The sequence below is a fragment of the Pseudomonas sp. LP_7_YM genome (genome assembly GCF_004364435.1).
GTDB lineage: Bacteria > Pseudomonadota > Gammaproteobacteria > Pseudomonadales > Pseudomonadaceae > Aquipseudomonas.
Genome location: NZ_SOCT01000002.1, coordinates 575,037 through 593,196, shown reverse-complemented (window position 1 = coordinate 593,196; position 18,160 = coordinate 575,037). Strand labels below are relative to the sequence as shown.

Annotated in this window: 19 protein-coding genes; 10 read left to right on the top strand and 9 right to left on the bottom strand. The window is 58.0% G+C overall.

What is annotated here, in order from left to right; all coding sequences use genetic code 11:
• Positions 1-84 precede the first annotated feature (84 nt).
• Positions 85-801: an HNH endonuclease gene (locus EC915_RS07785; protein ID WP_133749950.1), complete on the top strand. Its 717-nt coding sequence runs from the start codon at positions 85-87 to the stop codon at positions 799-801.
• A 302-nt stretch (positions 802-1,103) separates the two neighbouring features.
• Positions 1,104-1,634, top strand: a complete 531-nt coding sequence (locus EC915_RS07780) for a Bro-N domain-containing protein (protein WP_133749949.1) — start codon at positions 1,104-1,106, stop codon at positions 1,632-1,634.
• A 208-nt stretch (positions 1,635-1,842) separates the two neighbouring features.
• On the opposite strand, the gene EC915_RS07775 is transcribed toward EC915_RS07780, so the two are convergent.
• The gene (locus EC915_RS07775) at positions 1,843-2,553 is read right to left on the bottom strand and encodes an aspartate/glutamate racemase family protein (RefSeq protein ID WP_133749948.1); all 711 of its coding nucleotides are present in this window, start codon (positions 2,551-2,553) and stop codon (positions 1,843-1,845) included.
• A gap of 784 nt (positions 2,554-3,337) precedes the next feature.
• Between EC915_RS07775 and EC915_RS07770 the strand changes: the two genes are divergently transcribed.
• A complete protein-coding gene (locus tag EC915_RS07770) occupies positions 3,338-4,039 on the top strand; it encodes a DUF3053 domain-containing protein (protein WP_133749947.1) in 702 nt (233 codons plus the stop codon).
• Positions 4,040-4,237: 198 nt separating this feature from the next.
• On the opposite strand, the gene EC915_RS07765 is transcribed toward EC915_RS07770, so the two are convergent.
• Both EC915_RS07765 and EC915_RS07760 read right to left on the bottom strand, forming a co-directional pair.
• Complete coding sequence (locus EC915_RS07765; RefSeq protein ID WP_133749946.1) at positions 4,238-4,618, bottom strand: lysozyme inhibitor LprI family protein; 381 nt, start codon at positions 4,616-4,618, stop codon at positions 4,238-4,240.
• Between the two features lie 55 nt (positions 4,619-4,673).
• A complete protein-coding gene (locus EC915_RS07760) occupies positions 4,674-5,861 on the bottom strand; it encodes an MFS transporter (protein ID WP_133749945.1) in 1,188 nt (395 codons plus the stop codon).
• Positions 5,862-5,933: 72 nt separating this feature from the next.
• Between EC915_RS07760 and EC915_RS07755 the strand changes: the two genes are divergently transcribed.
• Positions 5,934-6,509: a CGNR zinc finger domain-containing protein gene (locus EC915_RS07755; protein WP_133749944.1), complete on the top strand. Its 576-nt coding sequence runs from the start codon at positions 5,934-5,936 to the stop codon at positions 6,507-6,509.
• 145 nt (positions 6,510-6,654) lie between these two features.
• The gene (locus EC915_RS07750) at positions 6,655-7,563 is read left to right on the top strand and encodes a sterol desaturase family protein (RefSeq protein ID WP_133749943.1); all 909 of its coding nucleotides are present in this window, start codon (positions 6,655-6,657) and stop codon (positions 7,561-7,563) included.
• Here the strand turns inward: EC915_RS07750 and EC915_RS07745 are convergent.
• Entirely contained in the window at positions 7,531-8,241 is a 711-nt protein-coding gene (locus EC915_RS07745) for an AraC family transcriptional regulator (RefSeq protein WP_256658678.1), read from the bottom strand. The two genes, EC915_RS07750 and EC915_RS07745, sit on opposite strands and share 33 nt — an antisense overlap.
• 259 nt (positions 8,242-8,500) lie before the next feature.
• On the opposite strand from EC915_RS07745, the gene EC915_RS07740 reads away from it, so the two are divergent.
• Positions 8,501-9,439, top strand: coding sequence for a restriction endonuclease (locus EC915_RS07740; protein WP_133749942.1), 939 nt, complete (start codon positions 8,501-8,503; stop codon positions 9,437-9,439).
• A gap of 401 nt (positions 9,440-9,840) precedes the next feature.
• On the opposite strand, the gene EC915_RS07735 is transcribed toward EC915_RS07740, so the two are convergent.
• The 5 genes from EC915_RS07735 to EC915_RS07720 form a co-directional block, all read right to left on the bottom strand.
• Positions 9,841-10,443, bottom strand: a complete 603-nt coding sequence (locus EC915_RS07735; RefSeq protein ID WP_218568071.1) for a C39 family peptidase — start codon at positions 10,441-10,443, stop codon at positions 9,841-9,843.
• Between the two features lie 8 nt (positions 10,444-10,451).
• Entirely contained in the window at positions 10,452-11,231 is a 780-nt protein-coding gene (locus EC915_RS07730; RefSeq protein ID WP_133749940.1) for a hypothetical protein, read from the bottom strand.
• Positions 11,232-11,300: 69 nt separating this feature from the next.
• The gene (locus tag EC915_RS25175; protein ID WP_256658677.1) at positions 11,301-11,630 is read right to left on the bottom strand and encodes an aspartate/glutamate racemase family protein; all 330 of its coding nucleotides are present in this window, start codon (positions 11,628-11,630) and stop codon (positions 11,301-11,303) included.
• Positions 11,608-12,045 (bottom strand): aspartate/glutamate racemase family protein, encoded by a 438-nt coding sequence (locus EC915_RS25170; protein ID WP_256658676.1) that lies wholly within the window; start codon positions 12,043-12,045, stop codon positions 11,608-11,610. The genes EC915_RS25175 and EC915_RS25170 overlap by 23 nt, the downstream gene beginning before the upstream one ends.
• Positions 12,026-13,120: an ATP-grasp domain-containing protein gene (locus EC915_RS07720; RefSeq protein ID WP_133749939.1), complete on the bottom strand. Its 1,095-nt coding sequence runs from the start codon at positions 13,118-13,120 to the stop codon at positions 12,026-12,028. The genes EC915_RS25170 and EC915_RS07720 overlap by 20 nt, the downstream gene beginning before the upstream one ends.
• A gap of 378 nt (positions 13,121-13,498) precedes the next feature.
• On the opposite strand from EC915_RS07720, the gene EC915_RS07715 reads away from it, so the two are divergent.
• The 4 genes from EC915_RS07715 to EC915_RS07700 all read left to right on the top strand — a co-directional run bounded on the left by EC915_RS07715 (position 13,499) and on the right by EC915_RS07700 (position 17,989).
• A complete protein-coding gene (locus EC915_RS07715; RefSeq protein ID WP_305955380.1) occupies positions 13,499-13,819 on the top strand; it encodes a restriction endonuclease in 321 nt (106 codons plus the stop codon).
• Positions 13,820-13,930: 111 nt separating this feature from the next.
• Positions 13,931-14,467, top strand: coding sequence for a sigma-70 family RNA polymerase sigma factor (locus EC915_RS07710; RefSeq protein WP_133749938.1), 537 nt, complete (start codon positions 13,931-13,933; stop codon positions 14,465-14,467).
• Positions 14,464-15,420, top strand: a complete 957-nt coding sequence (locus EC915_RS07705; RefSeq protein ID WP_133749937.1) for a FecR domain-containing protein — start codon at positions 14,464-14,466, stop codon at positions 15,418-15,420. The genes EC915_RS07710 and EC915_RS07705 overlap by 4 nt, the downstream gene beginning before the upstream one ends.
• A gap of 103 nt (positions 15,421-15,523) precedes the next feature.
• Positions 15,524-17,989 carry a TonB-dependent siderophore receptor gene (locus tag EC915_RS07700; RefSeq protein ID WP_133749936.1) on the top strand — a complete coding sequence of 822 codons (2,466 nt, stop codon included), beginning with the start codon at positions 15,524-15,526 and terminating at the stop codon, positions 17,987-17,989.
• The last annotated feature ends 171 nt before the right edge of the window (positions 17,990-18,160 follow it).

Here is an 18,160-nt window from a genome sequence, read left to right as displayed (position 1 = left end):
GATCACCTCCATTTGTAGGATTATTCCTAGACAGTGGGGATGGCAATCAGTATCGTTTGAAGGTTTTTAACCTTCGGCGATGGCATGGATACGGATAAACGCAGCAGCGATTGGAGCGACGTTGAGATTCAAGCGGCAGTCGATACCTACCTCGACATGCTGAACCGCGAGCAAGGCGGACAACGGATGAACAAGGCTCATGAAAATCGTCAGTTGCGTGCGGGCGTTCTAGCTGCCCGCACAGAAGGGTCTGTCGAGTTTCGTATGCAAAACATCTCAACGGTTCTCTTGGAGATGAATCGGCCCTGGATTAACGGATACAAACCTGCCAAGAACGTTGGGGCCAACGTGGCGCGGAAAATTCGAGACGCGCTAAACCTCATTGCCATGCCGACGTCGGAAGACTTCGAACCTACCGCCGACGAAATCACTTTGGAAAAGCGAGCAGGCAAGCTCGAAAAACAAGTACTGGCGCAGCCCCCCAAAGGCATTTTGAAGCCCCAACTATCGTCAGCCGCTGGTAAGGCCTTCCTGCGTGATCCAGAAGTCAGAGCTTGGGTTCGCAAACAAGCTAACGGTGTCTGTGAGGGTTGCGGTCAACCTGCTCCCTTCGAAATGAACGACCGGCCTTTCCTTGAGGTTCATCACGTTAAGCATCTGGCCGATGGCGGTTCTGATCGTCCAAGCAACGCCGTAGCTCTTTGCCCGAATTGTCATCGCCGCTGTCACCACTCCAATGACAAGCAGGCATTCACGGCTTGCTTCTATGAGCGTGTCGAGCGACTGGTCCGAGAGGACTAAACCTCAGTTGAAAGTGCATTTTCGGAAATGGCCTACAGACGCGTCTTTGCTTGCCCCCTACCCTGCCTCCGCGCCTAAGAAACGCTCAAGTGAGACTCAGTGCAGCGGCCTGCCCGCTCCCGATAGAATGTGGCTTTTCACGCCTGCGGCCCTTGGCTGCGCGTCGTAAAAACTCTGCTATGTCGGGAGTGGACGAATACAAGACCCGCAAGGGGAATAAGTCCGGCCTTTTCTGCATTGGAGGTTTCTTAACTCCCGACGCCTTAGCTCTGAAGAGCTAAATGATGTAGAGGTCAGTAACAATGCCAGAAGCCGTCACAACCGCCACCTTCCACCGCAACAACCGCCCCCTGCGCGCCCTTCTCCTCGAATCCCAAGTCTGGTTCTGCGCCCGCGAAATGGGTCGCCTCATGGGCTGGCCTTTGAACGAACGCACCACTCGCAAACTTGACCTGGACCAACGCCGTACGCTGACGCTGGCAACTGGAGTCGGTGGCGAGACCGAGCTGATGGTTAGCGAGTCGGGGGTGTACGCGATGCTGGTGCATCACTATCACGCCGAGAACCGCGAGCTGCGGCAGTGGCTTACCAATGAGGTGGTGCCGTGCCTGCGGGATGAGTGTGTGGCGCCGGGTGCGGGCAGTCCGTGTTTGAGTTTTCTGCAGTGGCCGGGGTTGTCGGTGAGCATGTTGCATTGGCGCAGTGAGGCGTGGATTCGCTTGCGGGACATGCCGCGAGTGGTGGCGCTGGATGAGTTTCGCGGGGATGACAGCAGCGTTAATGCGCGTAGGCCCTGGTGGAAGCTGGCAGTGCAGGCTTTGCGATTGGGGTGAACCTGCCATGCCGCAGCTATGGCGGGCCCAGCGTGCATATCCCTCAAGGGAGGACGCAGCGGAATCGGCTCAGCGCGGGTCGTCCCACGAGCTTTGCGCCCCGGGATAAATCTGCCACCAAGTGCCGGGATTCCCACTGGCTGTAATAAGGAACGGGGCGGTCAATGGGATGCCTCCTTCAATAAAACAGCGGAATGAGTGATAACGCTTACGCCCCGAGTGCGTGGATTGAGGCGTCCGTTTGCAGCGCCGCAGCGATGTGAACGTCAATCGAGTCGATCAATTCGATGCCAGGCGACGGGGACATTCGATCAGCCGTCAGCGGCAATTCGGTGCCTCCTAAAATGACGGCATCGATGTCCTGCACAATCAGGTCGTCTATCGCGGCTCGGACTGCCTTGGTGGCCTTTTCGGGAAAGTTGTACAGGCATGCATCATCGTAAAACGCATCCTGAACGGCTTCACGGTACGCCGGCCGCGGCAGGATGATTTGCAGCCCTTCCCTGTCGAAGCGCTCGACGTAAAAGCCCCGCTCCATCACCTCCTGTGTGCCTAACAGGCCGAACCTTTTGAACCCGGAGCGCTTCGCAGCGGCCACCGTGGCATCAATGATGTTGATGGTGGGAATGGCGATATGGGTTGCAAGTCGGTCACAGGTATCCGTGGCGGTGTTCGAGCAGATGAGGATTTTCGTCGCCCCTGAGCGCTCCAGCTCCAGCGCGGCACGGAGCAGTATCTGAAACTCGCCCTCTTGGTCATTGTTCTGCTGAACCTTCAGTATGTCGCCGAAGTTCATGCTGTACATGACGAGCTTCGCTGAACCGTGGTGACCTGCCGCTTGTGCGATGAGATTGAGTCGGCGGTAATACTCCATCGTCGACATCCAACCGACACCGCCAATCAGACCGATCCTGTCCATATGGTTGCGTCCTTAGTTTATCGAGTTGTCGTGAGCGGAAAGTTTTTGTGTTGGGGCGCCGTCCTGAAGGTCCGAATGCTTGACGCGGGGTCCGCTGGCGACCCTTCACCCGATCCCTAACGATCGTTCAACGTCATGGACTGCTCCGCATGCACCTTTCAATTACTCGTCATTCAAGACGCCAAACTGAATGCAAAGTTAATGGCTTTTGTATTTAAACGCTTTAAACATAGTTGGTGTTTAGGCATTAATCACGCCCCCTTTTTGAAGCGAGCCGACAGGAGCACATAAAACATTTTATTTAATTAAACTGCAACCCCTACAGCGATATCTCAATGGTAGCATTCCACACTTCTCCTATCTTTCTATTTGAAATCAACAATTTATATCTGGACAAGCAGGCATCTACAAAAACCGGACACTGTAAATCTGTGTCGTCTGCATGCACTTATCTGTCACTTTCTTACATTCCTTCGCCGTCGTTGCCGATGGGAATAAAAGTGAGTGACAAGTGCATCATCAGGCAACCGGGCAGCACTGACATCAACATCGTTGGTTGATGTGTTGCTCGTTAAACTGGCGAACACCTGCCCGTCCCCATGCACCACGTCGTATTAGCCTGCTTTTTAACTCATATATATTCACGCACTTTAATAGCCGGAGACAGGCCACGATGGTCAGTCGAAGCCGTTTGGCTCTGCAGATGAGAACCGTTAAGCTTGCGCTCCCCCGTTGAGGCCTTTTCTGACAGGGGCGTCCTCTTTGCTTTAGGAGATCCACAGACATGCAAGTCTCGTTTCGCGCTCACTGGCTGCTTGCCCTGGCCCTGCCCCTTGCCCTCATCGCCTGCGGTGATAAAGAACCTGAACAACGCGCTGCCTTCTCGCAGTTCCTGCAGACCCGCATCATCGACAAACCGGGCGTCCACGTGCCCAAGCTGACGCCTGATGAGTCGAAGGCGTTTGGTGAGTACACCACTCACTACGCGGTGATCGCTGACTTCAACAGCGATATGGATGCAGTCGTCAAACCCATGGGTGGCATGATTCAGAAGGCGAGCATTCATTCGTTGAACGATGTGATTACACGCCGCGACGACATCAAAGCAGTGCAAAGCAGCATCACCGAGATGGGCGTGCAGTTGAAGCAGCGTCAGGCCAAGGCCGATAGCGCGCACGCTCAGCTCAAGCAACCGGAAGACTTGAAAGTGGTGTATGACAAGGCCTATGACAGGACTATCACGACCACTACCAACACCCTTCTGGAAGTGCTGCCGCAAGTCAACAAGACGCTGGACAGCGCACTGAAAGCCGCCGATTACGCGACAGCGCACACGTCGCAGATCGATATCAACGGCGCAGTGATCACGGTCAAGGACCCAAAAGTGCAGGCGGAGCTGAACGCGTTGCTGCAAGACCTGAACGCACAAGGCCAGGCTTCGCAACAGGCACAGGCCAAGGTGCAGGCGCTCATGTACGGCCGTTAACTGACGCTGCTGTCTTAGCGATCACCGCCCTGTGCACATCTGCGGCTTGCACAGGGCAGCCTACGCAGGGGATGGCCAGTCGTTAGTCCTTCCCTTTCGGGGTTTGATGGTTCAAATGCGCCGGCGTGAGCGCGCTCAAGTTCAGCCAGCAAAGCCGGTGTCAAAGCAGCAAGCACGCAACGCGCCTGCTGCATCGGCTTAGCCAGGGTCAAGCATGTCCTGCAGCGACTTCGCCCGACTCAGGGCCTCGGCCGCCAGGCACTCGCTGGTCCACACAGACGTCCAGCTGTTGCCCTCTACCCTCGAACGGCCATAGACGCTGCAGTACTGTTCACGAAAATGAACCCAAGTGCGTTGCGAGGCGATCATGTCCTTGACCCGTTGCGGCGAGTCGCTTTTAAGCTGGGCGATCACCTTGTCGTAGCTACCCTGCAACTGCTTTTCGGCCGCTTCCCACTTCGGCGCGTTGCACATCGAAATGGCCATGGCGCTGCCTTGCTGGCAAGGGTCATCGTCATCGGCGGCAGCAAAAGCGCTTGCCGCGCCGAGCAGGGATAAGGCCAGCACTACGCTGCGCATGGGGAACTCCTGAGGGCAAAAGCGCGGATTATAAGCAAAAGGCCTGCCGGCTGGCTCACCGAGGCGCTGGCGGAACAGCCAGCCCACGCAGCAATACCAGCGACAGCAACACGCCGAGCAGACCTACGGCGCCAAACGTCAGCCAGGTCTCGGCGCTGCTGCGGTTGAGGATCAGCCAGCTTCCCACGTAATAGCCCGCCCCGCCGCCCAGCGCGCCCGCTGCGCTGAAGGCACCCAAAAACGCGCCCTGACACCCCTGCGGCGCCAGCGTGGCCGTCAGGGTTTCGAACGTGGGTAACAGAATGGTTTCGATCACTGTGTACACCACGATAAACAACAGGAACCCGGCGACCCCTGTGACGATGCAGACGCTGGCAAAGGCCATGCTCGCCGCCAGATAGGCCCCTTTTACCAGTGCTTGAGCCTGTGTGCTGACCAACCAGCGCTTCATCAGCGAGAGGAAGAGCAGCCCCACCACTCCGTTGACCACGTACACCGCCGAGGCGCCATACGGCCCTGCCAGCTTGGCTGCGTAAACCGGGAACGCGACGTAGAGTTGGGGAAACAGGAAAAACCATGGCAGCGCCACCAAAATCAAGCGCAGCAAGCCACGATGCGTGACGGCAGTCTTCAGACCTTGCAACAAAGGCTGTCGTGCGTGTGAGGGATTGGTGTCGATGCGCGACCAAAGGGTGATAACACCCAGCGTTGTGAACACCACCGCACTTGCCGCGAAGGCCATGCGCACGTCGAGCATGGCGGCCAATCCCCCGAGGATCGGGCCCACCGCGGCACCGAGGTTCAGCATTTGATTATTGGCCGCGAACACTCGGCTCAAACGGGCTCTGGGTTGCCTGCCCAACTGCGCATAGACACCGCCCTCATAACAGGCCACGCCCGTACCGGCGAACATCGCTGACACCGTCCAGGCCACTACGCTGTCGAACGCGCAAAACCCTAAAAAGCCTGCACCGCGCAAGAGCAATCCAAGGGTGATCAGTCGTCTGGAGCCCATTCGGTCTGCAATCGCCCCGGCAGCGACCGGCAACATTTGTGCGCACAACAGGTTGGCCGACATCACCGAGGCAAGCGCTGGCGCACCGAAATGCAGGTGCGAGGACATGTAAAAAGCCAGCAGCGGAACCGTCATAAAGTGCGAAGCATTCATCAGCCCTTGCATCCACAGCAAGCGCTGGACGGCGCCGGGCCATTCGCGTCGAACAACAGCGGTTTCCATGGTCATGTTGCAGCACCGTAACCAGCAATGTTAGTTTGATGGTTACTTAAATTTCGCTCTTTTGCAACGGGGGTTGCGATGCAACAGCACAATCAGGTCGCGCCGGGCGATCTGGAAGAGGTTCGGCGGTTTATCAACACCTGGTCGATCCCCAACCAGACGCGGGTCGAGACAGACGTTCTGCCGATGCTGGTGAAAGACGCGCACGCGTGGGCCCGCGAGTTATCCCTCTACCCACGCCAGCCCGCTGACAACCTGGACATGCTTTCAACCCTGCGCCTGGCATTGCGCCAAGCCTGTGCTGATCACGCCCAGCACCCTGAAGCGCTCAATGCAGTATTCGGCGGGGTCCCTCTGCAAGCCAGGGTGCAGCCCAACGATGGAGTGATGCGCTTGCAGCTGGAGTCGACGCAGGGAACCTACGCCGGGCATATCCTGGCTATCGTCGCCAACGCCATCGCGGCTGGGCACTTCTCGCGGCTCAAGACCTGCGGCGACTGCCAGTGGGCCTTTTATGACCACACCCGCAGCGGCAACAAGCGCTGGTGCGGCATGACCAAGGGCGGACCACAAGGCCGCGCGTGCGGCACGATTGCCAAGGTCAGCGCGTTTCGCCAGCGTGCGGCGATGAAGGCCAGAGCGGCAGACACTTGAGTTTTCGGTGATAAAACGGGCCAGCACCGGGTCCGGGCTGCCGCAACTGCTGTGCCAACCGCGACCGCCAGGATGCGCGGTTTATTCAAGCGCTGGTGACCGCCCCTGTCCGACACTTGTGGCTCAACCAAAATGGAGCCTTGAGATGCGCAGTGTGTACGGACCGGTTTTTTTCTTTGGCTTTATTGGCGTGGCACTGCTGGCGGTCGCTGAGGGGTGGAGCCCCGCTTGGCTGTTACCGTTACTGCTGATGGCAATTGGCGTGTCGACCCTGTGCGAGCGTCGCTGGCCTTATCGTGAGCAGTGGAACAGAAGCCACGGCGATGATGCTCGCGACGTTGTGCATGCCGGCGTAAATGAAACACTGAACGTGACCGCCGTGGCCGCGATTCCGCTGATCGCTATGATATTTCCCGATGCCGGGCTGTGGCCTGCCGCCTGGCCATTGGCGCTGCAATTGCTGCTGGCCGTGACGGTGGCAGACATGGGCATCACCCTGGTGCATTACGCCAGCCACCGTTGGCCGCTGTTATGGCGATTGCATGCCGTCCATCACAGCGTGACCCGGCTGTATGGATTCAACGGTCTGATGAAGCATCCCGTGCACCAATTGCTCGAAACGCTGGGCGGTACGTTGCCGTTGCTGATGTGCGGGCTGCCGCAGCCGGTGGCAGCGCTGCTGGCGTTCAGTATTTCCATTGAGTTGCTTTTACAGCACAGCAATGTCGACATGCGCATCGGCGTGCTTCGCTACGTATTCGCCTGGGCACCTGTTCATCGTTTGCATCATTTGAAGTACGGCACGCACGGGGACGTGAACTTCGCGCTGTTTTTCCCCGCGTGGGATCGCCTGCTTGGCACCGCGTTGCACCTGCCGCGCTATCGACTGGCTGACAATGATGTTGGCATCGGCGACTGCCCCGACTACCCCGTGGGGTGGTTTACACAACTACGCCAGCCCTTTGTCCGCCAGCAGAAGATCGTCCCCCCACCTGCGCTGCCCGAGCCATTGCGTGAGGCGTTAGACAAGCACCCGCAGGCGCAGGTTGCGTAACATCTGATCTGCTCGAACTCCGAACTGCTGGCGTACACACCGGGATAAATGAGCGGAGTCGGCAAAGCCGGCGGTGGCCGCCGCCTGGGTCAGGTTGCACCCTTCGAGCGCCAACTGCAGCGCCAGGCGCAGCCGCTGCCACAACACAAGGCGACGCACCGACAGGCCCAACTGTCCGGTAAACAGGCGCTCCAGCTGACTGATAGACAATGCCGCCTCGCTGGCCAGCATGGACGCCGACAGGGTCGCCGCGTCGATCGAACGAATACGCACCACGGCTTTGCACAGTCGCGGATGCAACTGACGTCGAGGCAGTTCGCGCAGCAGCTCGACCAGAGCGTCTGGGCTCGCAATGGCGAAGCGACAAATCTCCTGCAAAGCTGGCACTTTGAAGGCCAGGGGTTCGGCGAACAGGCTGATCGCTGCCTGATCGGCTTTGAGGATCGCGTGCTCCTGACCCGATTCGATAAGCAGCGCAGGCCCGCGCATGATCTCACCTTGCACCCAGACCTCGACGACGCCGGCGCGGGCGATCAGCAATTGATGGGCGTAATGAGCGTGGCGGCGCGTCTGGCCGAGAACCCCCGTGATCAGGCAATGATCGGCTGCCAGCCAGAGGTCGCCTTGCCAGCGACCGTCTGCAGGCGACAGGATCGGCGATGCCTCGGGTAATGCCACGAATTGGACCTCAATGCGAGCGGGTTCATGCGCACGCCCACTGTATCTGAAAGCATGAAGCGCAGCCTTCTCTGCGTGACTGCTCGGTAGCTTTCGATGCGGTGCCCGTTGACGTAGTCTGCACGCGCTTGGGGCGCGTCAGTGTTTCCAGCATGGTGGCATTAGCCTATCATCGCCGCTCAGTCGCTTATCAGCAGTCCCGCCGCTGGCGCTGCATTGCATCTCTTCTCTTTACGGATTGACGAAAAAGACCACGGACATGGCCCGAAAAACCTCCAATCTCCAAGCGCTCATTCACCTCGCCAGCAAGTTGCCCTGGTGGATCAGCGTCCTGCTCGCCGCTCTGTCGGCATTCTGGCTGCACTCAATCGCCGTGGCGCCCATGCCAACGACCTTCGATCCTCAGCACTTCGACAAAGCGCTGACGGCGTCGGTCTTGCGCGGCATCGCCACATTTGCCCAGTTTTTTGTGCCGATCATTTTCGTCGGCGGCGCCATCTATTCGATTGTCGGCCGCCGTAAACGGCGCAATCTGCTGACGTCCGTCGCAACTCCCGGCGGCAATACGCTGCTCAGCATCAGTTGGCACGACTTCGAGCTGTTGGTCGGCGAAGCACTGCGGCATCGCGGGTATGCGGTGCAGGAAACCGGTGCAAACGGCCCGGACGGCGGTGTAGACCTGATTGCGCGCAAGCAGGGCGAGACCTATTTGGTGCAGTGCAAGCAGTGGCGGTCGGTGCAAGTGGGTGTGCCGGTGGTGCGCGAGTTGTATGGGGCGATGGCAGCCGAAGGGGCGGTCGGCGGTTTCGTCGTGACGAGTGGGAAATTCACTAATCCGGCGCGGGCCTTTGCTTCCGGCCGCAATGTGCAGTTGATCGACGGTGCCGTGCTGAGGCAGTGGATCGTCGAAACCAAGGCTCAGGGTCCAGCCCCCACAGTCGAGACAGTCCTCGCGCAGGACGCGAACCGGGTGCCCGAGCCCGTTATCACGACGCCCGCGGTCAAACCGGCAAGCCCCGAGGCAGCCCCTGCGAACAACGCTGAACCCAAGGCGCCCTTATGCCCATTTTGTCGAAAGACGATGGCGACCAAACGGGCGCGCACCGGGAAGAATGCAGGCGGTACTTTCTGGGGTTGCGTGGATTTTCCGAAATGTAAGGGCATTCGACCGATATTCGCGCCGATGATAGTGAAGTAAGCGCAGCGACACAGCGGCCGGATACCGACAAAGCGTCTGCCAACGTAGATAACACCCTCACGCAAATGACATATTCGCATTCAATTTTTCTCCACCCCCGAGATGCGTCCATGTCAGCCCCCGCTTTCGCCTTGTCTGCGCGCAACCGTTTGTGGAGTTTCATCAACAGCGAATATTAGCCGTGGCGGCAAGGTTGGTTGCTTTGGAACGCCTTCGTGGGCCGCGCTCTGGGCCATGCGGCAATGAGCACAAGGCGAGGTTCGTGGTGGCGACTGGCGGCTCGGGTTTTGCGATTGGGGTGATCGGGATCGGGTACATCGGCGATTACGGGTCGCCTGGGTGTACTGCCGCTGCGCGTCAGATCGCGAGCAAATCACGCGCGCATAGCTTGCCTTCCCAGACTACCGAACCCAGATCCCCCTGCCCGCGAAATACCGTCCGAAATCCCTCAGTCCCATCACCACATTCTCTTGCGACGCTGGCGTATCACCCGAGGAGTTGTGGAACATCACCCTATCGGCGGTCGCTGCGGTCACGAGCACGAGATGCCCGCCTTTTTTGGGTGGCTCACGGTCAGGCCAGCGGATCGTGGGGTGCACGGAGGCGATGAAGAACTGGCCAGGGCTGATGACTGAAGGGATGTCGTGGGCTTGGAGGTCAGTGACGACTTGGGACTCCACTCCAAACTCATGTTTCAGCATTTCAGTAGCGGCCGCGTAGATCATGCCCTTGATGTCATCGCCTTCAAGCACATAAGCGCCATATTGCTTGGCTAGCTCTAGAAGCTGGAAAGTGGGATGAACCCTCCCGGTTCTACAGGCAAGCAGCATTTTCAAGCAGGCCATGCCGCAGATATGCCGCGCCCATGTCGCATAGTCTTCGACGCAGGCGGCGCCAGAACCGGCCCAAAGCGGGTCATCCAGAGCGCTTTGGGTGTTGGAGATAAAATCAATCACCCGCTGGCGCGACTCCCATTGGCTGTAATACGGAACGGCGTTGATCACGTAGGGCCTCATTTGAAAAACAGTGGAGCAGTACCAAGGATCGACAGCAGGCCAAAAAATAACTGATTCTTGCCGTGGCCCTCTCGGTAAACCAGAAAGGCAATGGTCATCAGCAGCGGCACCCTGAGGGAGATTGCAAAATAGCCGTAGCTCAGGGGCAGGACGCCTGCTAGGGCGAAGTTAAAAAAAAGCTCCGGCACGGTCCAACCCAGTGCGAGCAGGACCCAGTGGCACAGGCTGAGGCGGGAGGATGTCTTTAGCACGATCCTCGCAGAGAGCATGTTGCCGATGCCAGTATAGAGCAGGTAGCTGAACCAGCCGGCACTGGCTATTCCCACTTTGTCGCACAGCGCAAAACCAATGACGGCCGCAACCATGACGAAGAACCTCAAGGTGTCGGTGCGTGGCATTGAGCTCAAGTGCCCGAACACCGAGAACAACAATCCAGCCGCAAACAGAACAATGATGGAGACCAGGCCACCTTGGGACAATTGTGTGCCGAAAATCGTGTAATCCAGCAGCGCGATGCCACCCACCGCGACCGGAAAAACGTAGGCCGTTGCAGAAACGCTGCGCCCGATTATCTGCTGCTGGACGGTAATGAGCAGCGTCAGTAAAACGCCTTTCGCCAGCCCGGCAGCGATCCCGGTTGCATTCAGCAGCGAAGGCAGATTGGCTACATCGCAGGCCCACGCCACCGGTAGAAGCACCAGGCAGACACAGCTCGTTCCCGCGCCAATCGCCCAAGCGGTTGCCTGAGGAGAAACCTGGGCTGCCAGGTTGCGCATGAGCAAGGTCCTTGCCGTGACCAATAGCACAATGGTCAAGAATGCAGTGCTCTGGATAACAGACAATAACTACACCTCTAGCGCACGTTGGGCTCCGCGCGGGCGAAGGGCTGCGGCAATATGGGCGTCGATCGAGTCGATCAATACAACGTGCGGCGGTGGCGAAATTTGCTCGACGATCAGCGGCAATTCGGTGCACCCCAGGATCACAGCCTCGACGTTTTGATTGAGCAGATCATCGATAGCCTCCTTCACCGCCCGTGTAGCCCTTTCAGAAAAATTGCACTGGCACAAATCGTCGTAAATGGCATCGTGGACCGCACCACGATGTACCGCCCCAGGCACCTTAATAGTCAGGCCTTCCTTGCGGCAGCGCTCAATATAGAAACCGCGTTCCATCACATACTTCGTTCCTAACAAACCAATACGCTTGAACCCTGAACGGCTGGATGGCCGACACCGTCGCATCAATGATATTTATTACCGGAATAGACAGTTGACTCTCCAGGCGGTCGCACGTATTGCTCGTAGTGTTGGAACATATCAAGAGTTTCGTGGCCCCCGACCGCTCCAGCTCAGTCGCTGCCTGTATGAGAATCTGAAACTCGCCTTCTTCATCACCTTCCTGTTGAAACTTCAATATCTCGCAGAAGTTCAGGCTGTGCATGATAATTTTCGCTGAACTGTGGCGACCCGCTGCCTGAGCAATGAGATTGAGTCGACGGTAGTACTCCATCGTTGACACCCAACTTACTCCACCTATCAAACCTATCTGCTCCATGCCCGCACCTTCCTTAATCAATTGAATAATCATAGACCGAACGCTTGTGTAACTTGACCGCATCCTGGCAACTAAAATGCCTGATCAACTGCGCTATCGACATTCCGCTTTTTTTCAGCATCTTTGGAAAGATACTGTTGCGCATCAACCCAGGGATAGGATTCGCCTCCAGGAAATAAATGTCGTCGCACCCCGTCACGATATAATCGAACCGGCACATATGAGCGAACCCCAGATCATCGAACAGCTCACACGACATCGCTTTAAGTTGCGATATGACGGGCCTGTCCTCTTCTACGAGGATCTCTTCCACGTTTCCCTGTCTGTGTTTCTCCTTATGCCCGAAAAACCCGCGCGCAGTGTCAATACGCACGGCCGCAAGTGCCACCACGCGGTTGTCCAGCCGGACGCAACCTATCGAATATTCCGTTCCGCTCACGAATGCCTGAACCAGTGCCCGCTCATCGTATTTGGAGATAAGTGCAAGATTCTCGATGATTCGAGGCACCTCTGCCTCCGTGACGGTATAGCACTCCGTAAAGAGCGATGCGCCTAGGGAATTGGGCTTCACCACCACCTTTGTGCCCCCGAATTTCCCCAAGAGAGTCGCGGTGTCTGGCGACTTTGAAGAATCGGTCACCACCCCGGTATCAGGCACCTTGACGATCTTTTGATAACCGCTGACATAGCGCTGCATATGCACCTTACTCATGGCAAGGCTAGCCGGTAAAACGGGGCCGAAACTGCCACGCAGCTTCAGCAGGTTCGCCAATCCCTGGACATGCCCGTCTTCCCCGTAATTTCCGTGAAGGAGATTGAACAGGTAGCCGGTGTCACGGCTCATCATGTCTGCCGCGGCGGCATAATCAACCGGCTCGCTGGGCCGCATGTAATCTTCCGCGAGGGCATTTTGTTTAAACGGTCGACAGGTGATTCGGTTGTTCAGGTCGACATAATAAATATTACGGAGTGCAACTCCACTATTTTGAGCCGTAAGCTCTTGATAGACGAAACTGAAGGAAGCTCTCGACGCCGCATGCTCTGGCGACATACCGCCGAAAACAAGCGAAACTTCCAGGTCATCCACTTTCAAAGTCACGCCTCCCATAAGCTCTCTCCATGACAGGTAGATCCTTAAACACAACCTTCTCGACCAACCAAAAACACGTCTCGAATGTTTAAAAGACTAAACAACTACAGAAATCAAAATAAAAAAGCTATTAAATCCAGATTCGGTACTATAGGACCACTTTTTATTTATTTACAACCTCAGCCGCCGCTGTTTTTTTGAACGAGCGCGCAGTTGTAGAAAATCATATACCACACAGCCACATAGAAGCACATAGCTAACTCCTCGTAAAAACCATTTCAGTAAAACTGTATGTACCCTCACTCCGAATCTGTACTAACCAACATAGGGGAGGTATCCATTTTAATGGAACCCCCTTTATAGCAACTTTACTGCTTCAGTAGCCGGGCACATGGGGTGCAAAAAGCAAATCTCATTAAACACGTGATAAGTCGCCGTACAATCCCCTCTTTAACGGCATCATCAGTCAAATTCGCCATGGCCAAAATGCCTCTGCCCTCGAAGGCTTCATTTACCTTGCCAGCAAACGCCTTGGTGCAGTGCAAGCAGTGGCGTTCGCTGCAGGTGGGCGTGGCGGTGGTGCGCGAGTTGTCTGGGGCGATGGCGACCAAACGGGCACGCACCGGAAAGAATGCGGGCGGTATTTTCTGGGGTTACGTGGATTTTCCGAAATGTAAGGGTGTTCGACCGATATTCGCGCGCATTACGGTGAAGTAAGCGCAGCGACACCGCGGCCGGATACCGACAAAGCGTCTGCCGATGTGGATGACACCCTCTCGCAAATGAAATATATTCGCATTCATTTTCCGCCCACCTCGAGATGCGTCCGTGTCGGCCCCCTCTTTCGCCTTGTCTGCGCGCAATCGTTTGTTGAGTCTGATCTACAGCGATCATCAGCCGTGGCTGCAAGGTTGGTTGCGGCGCAAGGTCGGCTGCTCGGCGCGGGCGGCGGATCTTTCTCAGGACGCCTTCGTGCGCCTGCTGGGCGTGCAGGCGCTGGAATCGCTGCAGGAGCCCCGGGCGTTTCTGACGACAACGGCATTGCGCCTGCTGATCGATGGCGAGCGGCGGCGCAAGCTGGAGCAACTGTATCTGGCAGAGTTGGCGCTGGCCCATGAGGACCTGGCGTCGACCGGGCCGCAGGTGATGCATGAGGCGCTGGTGCTGCTCGAATCGGTGTTCGCCTTGCTTGAAGGGTTGGCGGAAAAACCGCGTCGCGCGTTTTTGCTCAATCGGCTCGATGGCCTGACCCACGCGGAAATTGCCGAGCAATTAGGCGTTTCCACAAGCATGATCAAGCAATACATCGCGCAGGTCCTGCTGCATTTTTATCAGACGCTGTTTGTCGACGAAGAACAGCCATGAACAGCGTTGCCGAACCGGCCCGGGAAACGGTGATGGCGGCGACCGAGTGGATGGCGCAGCTGCATTCCGGGGAGATGGACGCGGCGCAACGCTTGGCACTCCAGGCTTGGCAAGCGGCAGACCCCAGTCACGGTCTGGCATGGTCACGTCTGGAAATGTTGTGGGGGCGTTTCGATGCGCTGCCTCCCAAACCCGCTATTAATGCACTGGAAAAAGCCCTTGCACCTGTAAGACGCAACCCCCTGCGCCCTGCCCTTGGCGCACTGGTTTTGGCGTTGCTGGCCTGGCAGGGAGTCGCCCGTGGCCCCCTCTGGTTTGCCGACCAACGCACCGGGTTTGCCCAGCGTCTGGATATCGAGCTCGACGATCACAGCCGGTTGCAGCTCAACAGTGATTCGGCAGTGGATGTGCATTTCAATGCACGGCAGCGGCTGATCGATCTCAAGCGCGGCGAGTTGTGGGTGGAGGTGGCGAAGGATCCGCAGCGCCCCTTCATCGTGCGCACCGAGCATGGCACGGTCACTGCGCTGGGCACCCGCTTCCTGGTCAAGCGCGAGGACGGTCATACGCAAGTGACAGTTCTGGAGTCAGCGATTTCCGCGCGTCCCAGCGAGGTTGTCGATCTCAATGCGCGCGTTGCGGCAGGGCAACAGGCAACGCTGTTTACCGATCATGTCGAAGGGCCGAACGCACAGGGCAAAGGCGACCCGGCGGCCTGGACCCGCGGCCTGCTCAAGGTCGAGGACCGGCCCTTGGTCGAGGTGCTCGACGAGTTGTCGCGTTATCGCAAGGGCGTGATGCACTTCGACCGGCAGGCGTTGCAGGGGCTGCGGGTGTCCGGGGTGTTCCCGCTGGATGACAGCGACAAGGCGTTGCAGGCCTTGCAGGCGAATCTGCCGATCAAGCTGCAGCGCTTTACCGACTGGGTGCTGTGGATCAGGCCGACAGGCTGAAACGAGATCACTGAAAGAAGGCAGAAAAAAATGTTCAGGCCACTGTCCCTTTTTTCGTCCTGTCCGTCATGACCTGAAGACATACGCCTACGCAGGATCACCCATGACTCGCTTCGCCCTTCGGCGCCATCCGCTTGCAACCGCCCTGCTCGCCGCTTCGCTTGCCAGCAGCGCCATGACCGCCCTCGCCGCCGGGCAGCCCGACGCTGCGCAGAGCCGGGTTCAGACGCTTTCCATTCCTGCCGGTGATCTCGGCACTGCCCTGAACAGCCTGGCCGAGCAAACCGGCATGGCCCAGGCATTCGACCCGGCCATGACTCAGGGCAAACGCACCTTGGGTTTGAACGGCAATTACAGTCTGGACGTGGCCTTCAGCCGTTTGCTGAGTGGGACCGGTCTGCAAGCGGTGTACGTTGGTGGCACGTATCGCCTTCAACCCATTCCCTCCACGCCGAGAGAAGTCACGCTGGACAGCACGTCGATCAACTCGACCCTGGGCAGTGAGTCGCCACTGGACGACGTCGATGGTTACGTGGCACAGCGCAGCATCAGCGCGACCAAGACCGGAACGCCGGTTCATGAGACGCCACAATCCATTTCGGTGATCACCCGCGAGCGCCTTGAAGCGCAGGGCGCGCAGTCGGTGAACGAAGCGTTGCGCTATACGCCGGGCTTTTCCAGTTACGGGGTCAACAACCGCTCGGACTGGTACAGCGTGATTCGCGGCTTCTCGCCGACGATCTATCTGGACAGCCTGCAACTGCCAACCACCATTAACCTTGCCAGCTGGATGGTCGATCCGTACATGCTTGAACGCGTGGAAGTGCTGCGCGGTCCGGCGGGCGTGTTGTACGGGCAAGGTGATCCCGGCGGCGTGGTGAATCAGGTCTCCAAGCGCCCGAGCAAAATCGCCGCCAATGAAATTCAAGTGCAGTACGGCACCGACGCGCGGCGGCAGATTGCTTTCGACTCCACCGGCCCGCTGGACGATCAAGGTGTGTGGACGTATCGCATGGTGGGTGTGTTGCGCGACAAGAACATTGCCGACATGCCGGGTCAGGACAAGCGCCAGGCGCTGGCGCCATCGCTGACGTTTCAGCCGGACGACGACACGCGCCTGACATTGCTCGCCAGCTACCTGTACGACGACAACAGCCCCGACGACAATTTTTACCCCGCCGCCGGGACGGTGGCTCACAACCCGTATGGGCATATTCATCGGGACGTCTACACCGGGGATCGGAGTTTCCAGAAGTACGAGAAAACTCAGCTGTCGTTTGGCTATGAATTTGAGAAGCGCCTGAACGACACCTGGCAGGTGCGCCAGAACCTGCGTTACTCGCACCTGGACCTGAACGACAACATGGTCTACGGCATCGGGACCACCGCCTATGCCGCCAACCTGTATGGCGCCGGGGTGTATCCAGGACCGGTCAATGAACGCACGCTGGTACGTTATGCCGGGATTGAAAACCCGACCTATTCGCGCTGGACAATCGACAACCAGGCACAGGCCGATTTCGCCACCGGCACTGTGCAACACACGCTGTTGATCGGCCTGGACTGGCAACGCCAGCACACCGAAGACCCGCAAGCGTACATCCTGACCAGCAATCTGGACCTGTTCGGCGGCGGAGCCGATGCCCCGGTCGACACCTCGCAATTCACTGCGGACACCTGGAGCTACAACAAGCAGATTCAGCGGCAGACCGGCCTGTATCTGCAGGACCAGTTGAAGTTCGATGAGCACTGGGCGCTGACCCTGAGCGGCCGTTATGACTGGGCGGACTCCAGCACCGACAGCTGGACGACGAGCACCCGCTCACACGCCAGCCAAAAGGACGAGGCATTCACCGGGCGCGCGGGTCTGGTGTATCTGGCCGACAACGGCCTGGCTCCGTACATCAGCTACAGCGAAGGTTTTACCCCGAACTCAGGCGTGGACTACAACCTCACGCCCTTTGATCCAACCAAGGCTAGACAGTATGAAGCCGGGGTAAAATACCAGCCCAAGGGCGGTAACGCATCGGTGACCGCCGCCGTTTTCGACATTACCCAGACCAACGTGCTGACACCGGACCTGGACGCGACCCACATCAACAGCTACGTGCAGAGCGGCGAGGTGCGTTCGCGCGGGTTCGAACTGGAGGGCACCGCGAGTCTGAGCCGCGAACTGGACCTGATCGCCAGCTACACCTATCAGGATGTGGAAATCACCAAGGCCAACGATGTAAGCAAGGGCAACACGCCAACCAGCATCCCGGTGCCGCGTAATCTGGCGTCGGTATGGGGTGACTACACCCTGCGCGATGGCTGGCTGAAAAACCTCGGTTTTGGCGTCGGTATGCGGTATGTCGGGCACAGCCCCGGTTCAGCCGACAACTCGCTGGACGTGCCGTCCTACACCCTGCTCGACGCGTCGGCCCACTACACCACCGGGCCCTGGAAGCTGGCGCTCAATGTCACCAACCTGACCGATCACGAGTACATCTCGGGCTGCTACGACGCCAGTCGCTGCATCTTCGGCAATCCGCGCACCGCCATCGCGTCGGCGACGTATCGTTGGTGAGAACATGCGCAGGGTAGCTCAGTCGACATTCTTACCTGACTGACCTGCCGCCCTGGCCACCCATGACTACGGCAGTCGTCGACAATTGACGACTGCTAATTAATTCCTCCTTGCACATAACATTTTCACTAAAGAATATTTACTCGGGTTTCATTTGATACAAGGCCTCTG

Excerpts from the sequence above, each read along its gene's own strand:
- EC915_RS07785 (WP_133749950.1), top strand. The coding sequence starts at position 85 with ATGGATACGGATAAACGCAGCAGCGATTGGAGCGACGTTGAGATTCAA.
- EC915_RS07780 (WP_133749949.1), top strand. The coding sequence starts at position 1,104 with ATGCCAGAAGCCGTCACAACCGCCACCTTCCACCGCAACAACCGCCCC.
- EC915_RS07775 (WP_133749948.1), bottom strand. The coding sequence starts at position 2,553 with ATGGACAGGATCGGTCTGATTGGCGGTGTCGGTTGGATGTCGACGATG.
- EC915_RS07770 (WP_133749947.1), top strand. The coding sequence starts at position 3,338 with ATGCAAGTCTCGTTTCGCGCTCACTGGCTGCTTGCCCTGGCCCTGCCC.
- EC915_RS07765 (WP_133749946.1), bottom strand. The coding sequence starts at position 4,618 with ATGCGCAGCGTAGTGCTGGCCTTATCCCTGCTCGGCGCGGCAAGCGCT.
- EC915_RS07760 (WP_133749945.1), bottom strand. The coding sequence starts at position 5,861 with ATGACCATGGAAACCGCTGTTGTTCGACGCGAATGGCCCGGCGCCGTC.
- EC915_RS07755 (WP_133749944.1), top strand. The coding sequence starts at position 5,934 with ATGCAACAGCACAATCAGGTCGCGCCGGGCGATCTGGAAGAGGTTCGG.
- EC915_RS07750 (WP_133749943.1), top strand. The coding sequence starts at position 6,655 with ATGCGCAGTGTGTACGGACCGGTTTTTTTCTTTGGCTTTATTGGCGTG.
- EC915_RS07740 (WP_133749942.1), top strand. The coding sequence starts at position 8,501 with ATGGCCCGAAAAACCTCCAATCTCCAAGCGCTCATTCACCTCGCCAGC.
- EC915_RS07730 (WP_133749940.1), bottom strand. The coding sequence starts at position 11,231 with ATGCGCAACCTGGCAGCCCAGGTTTCTCCTCAGGCAACCGCTTGGGCG.
- EC915_RS25175 (WP_256658677.1), bottom strand. The coding sequence starts at position 11,630 with ATGGAACGCGGTTTCTATATTGAGCGCTGCCGCAAGGAAGGCCTGACT.
- EC915_RS25170 (WP_256658676.1), bottom strand. The coding sequence starts at position 12,045 with ATGATTATTCAATTGATTAAGGAAGGTGCGGGCATGGAGCAGATAGGT.
- EC915_RS07720 (WP_133749939.1), bottom strand. The coding sequence starts at position 13,120 with ATGGGAGGCGTGACTTTGAAAGTGGATGACCTGGAAGTTTCGCTTGTT.
- EC915_RS07705 (WP_133749937.1), top strand. The coding sequence starts at position 14,464 with ATGAACAGCGTTGCCGAACCGGCCCGGGAAACGGTGATGGCGGCGACC.
- EC915_RS07700 (WP_133749936.1), top strand. The coding sequence starts at position 15,524 with ATGACTCGCTTCGCCCTTCGGCGCCATCCGCTTGCAACCGCCCTGCTC.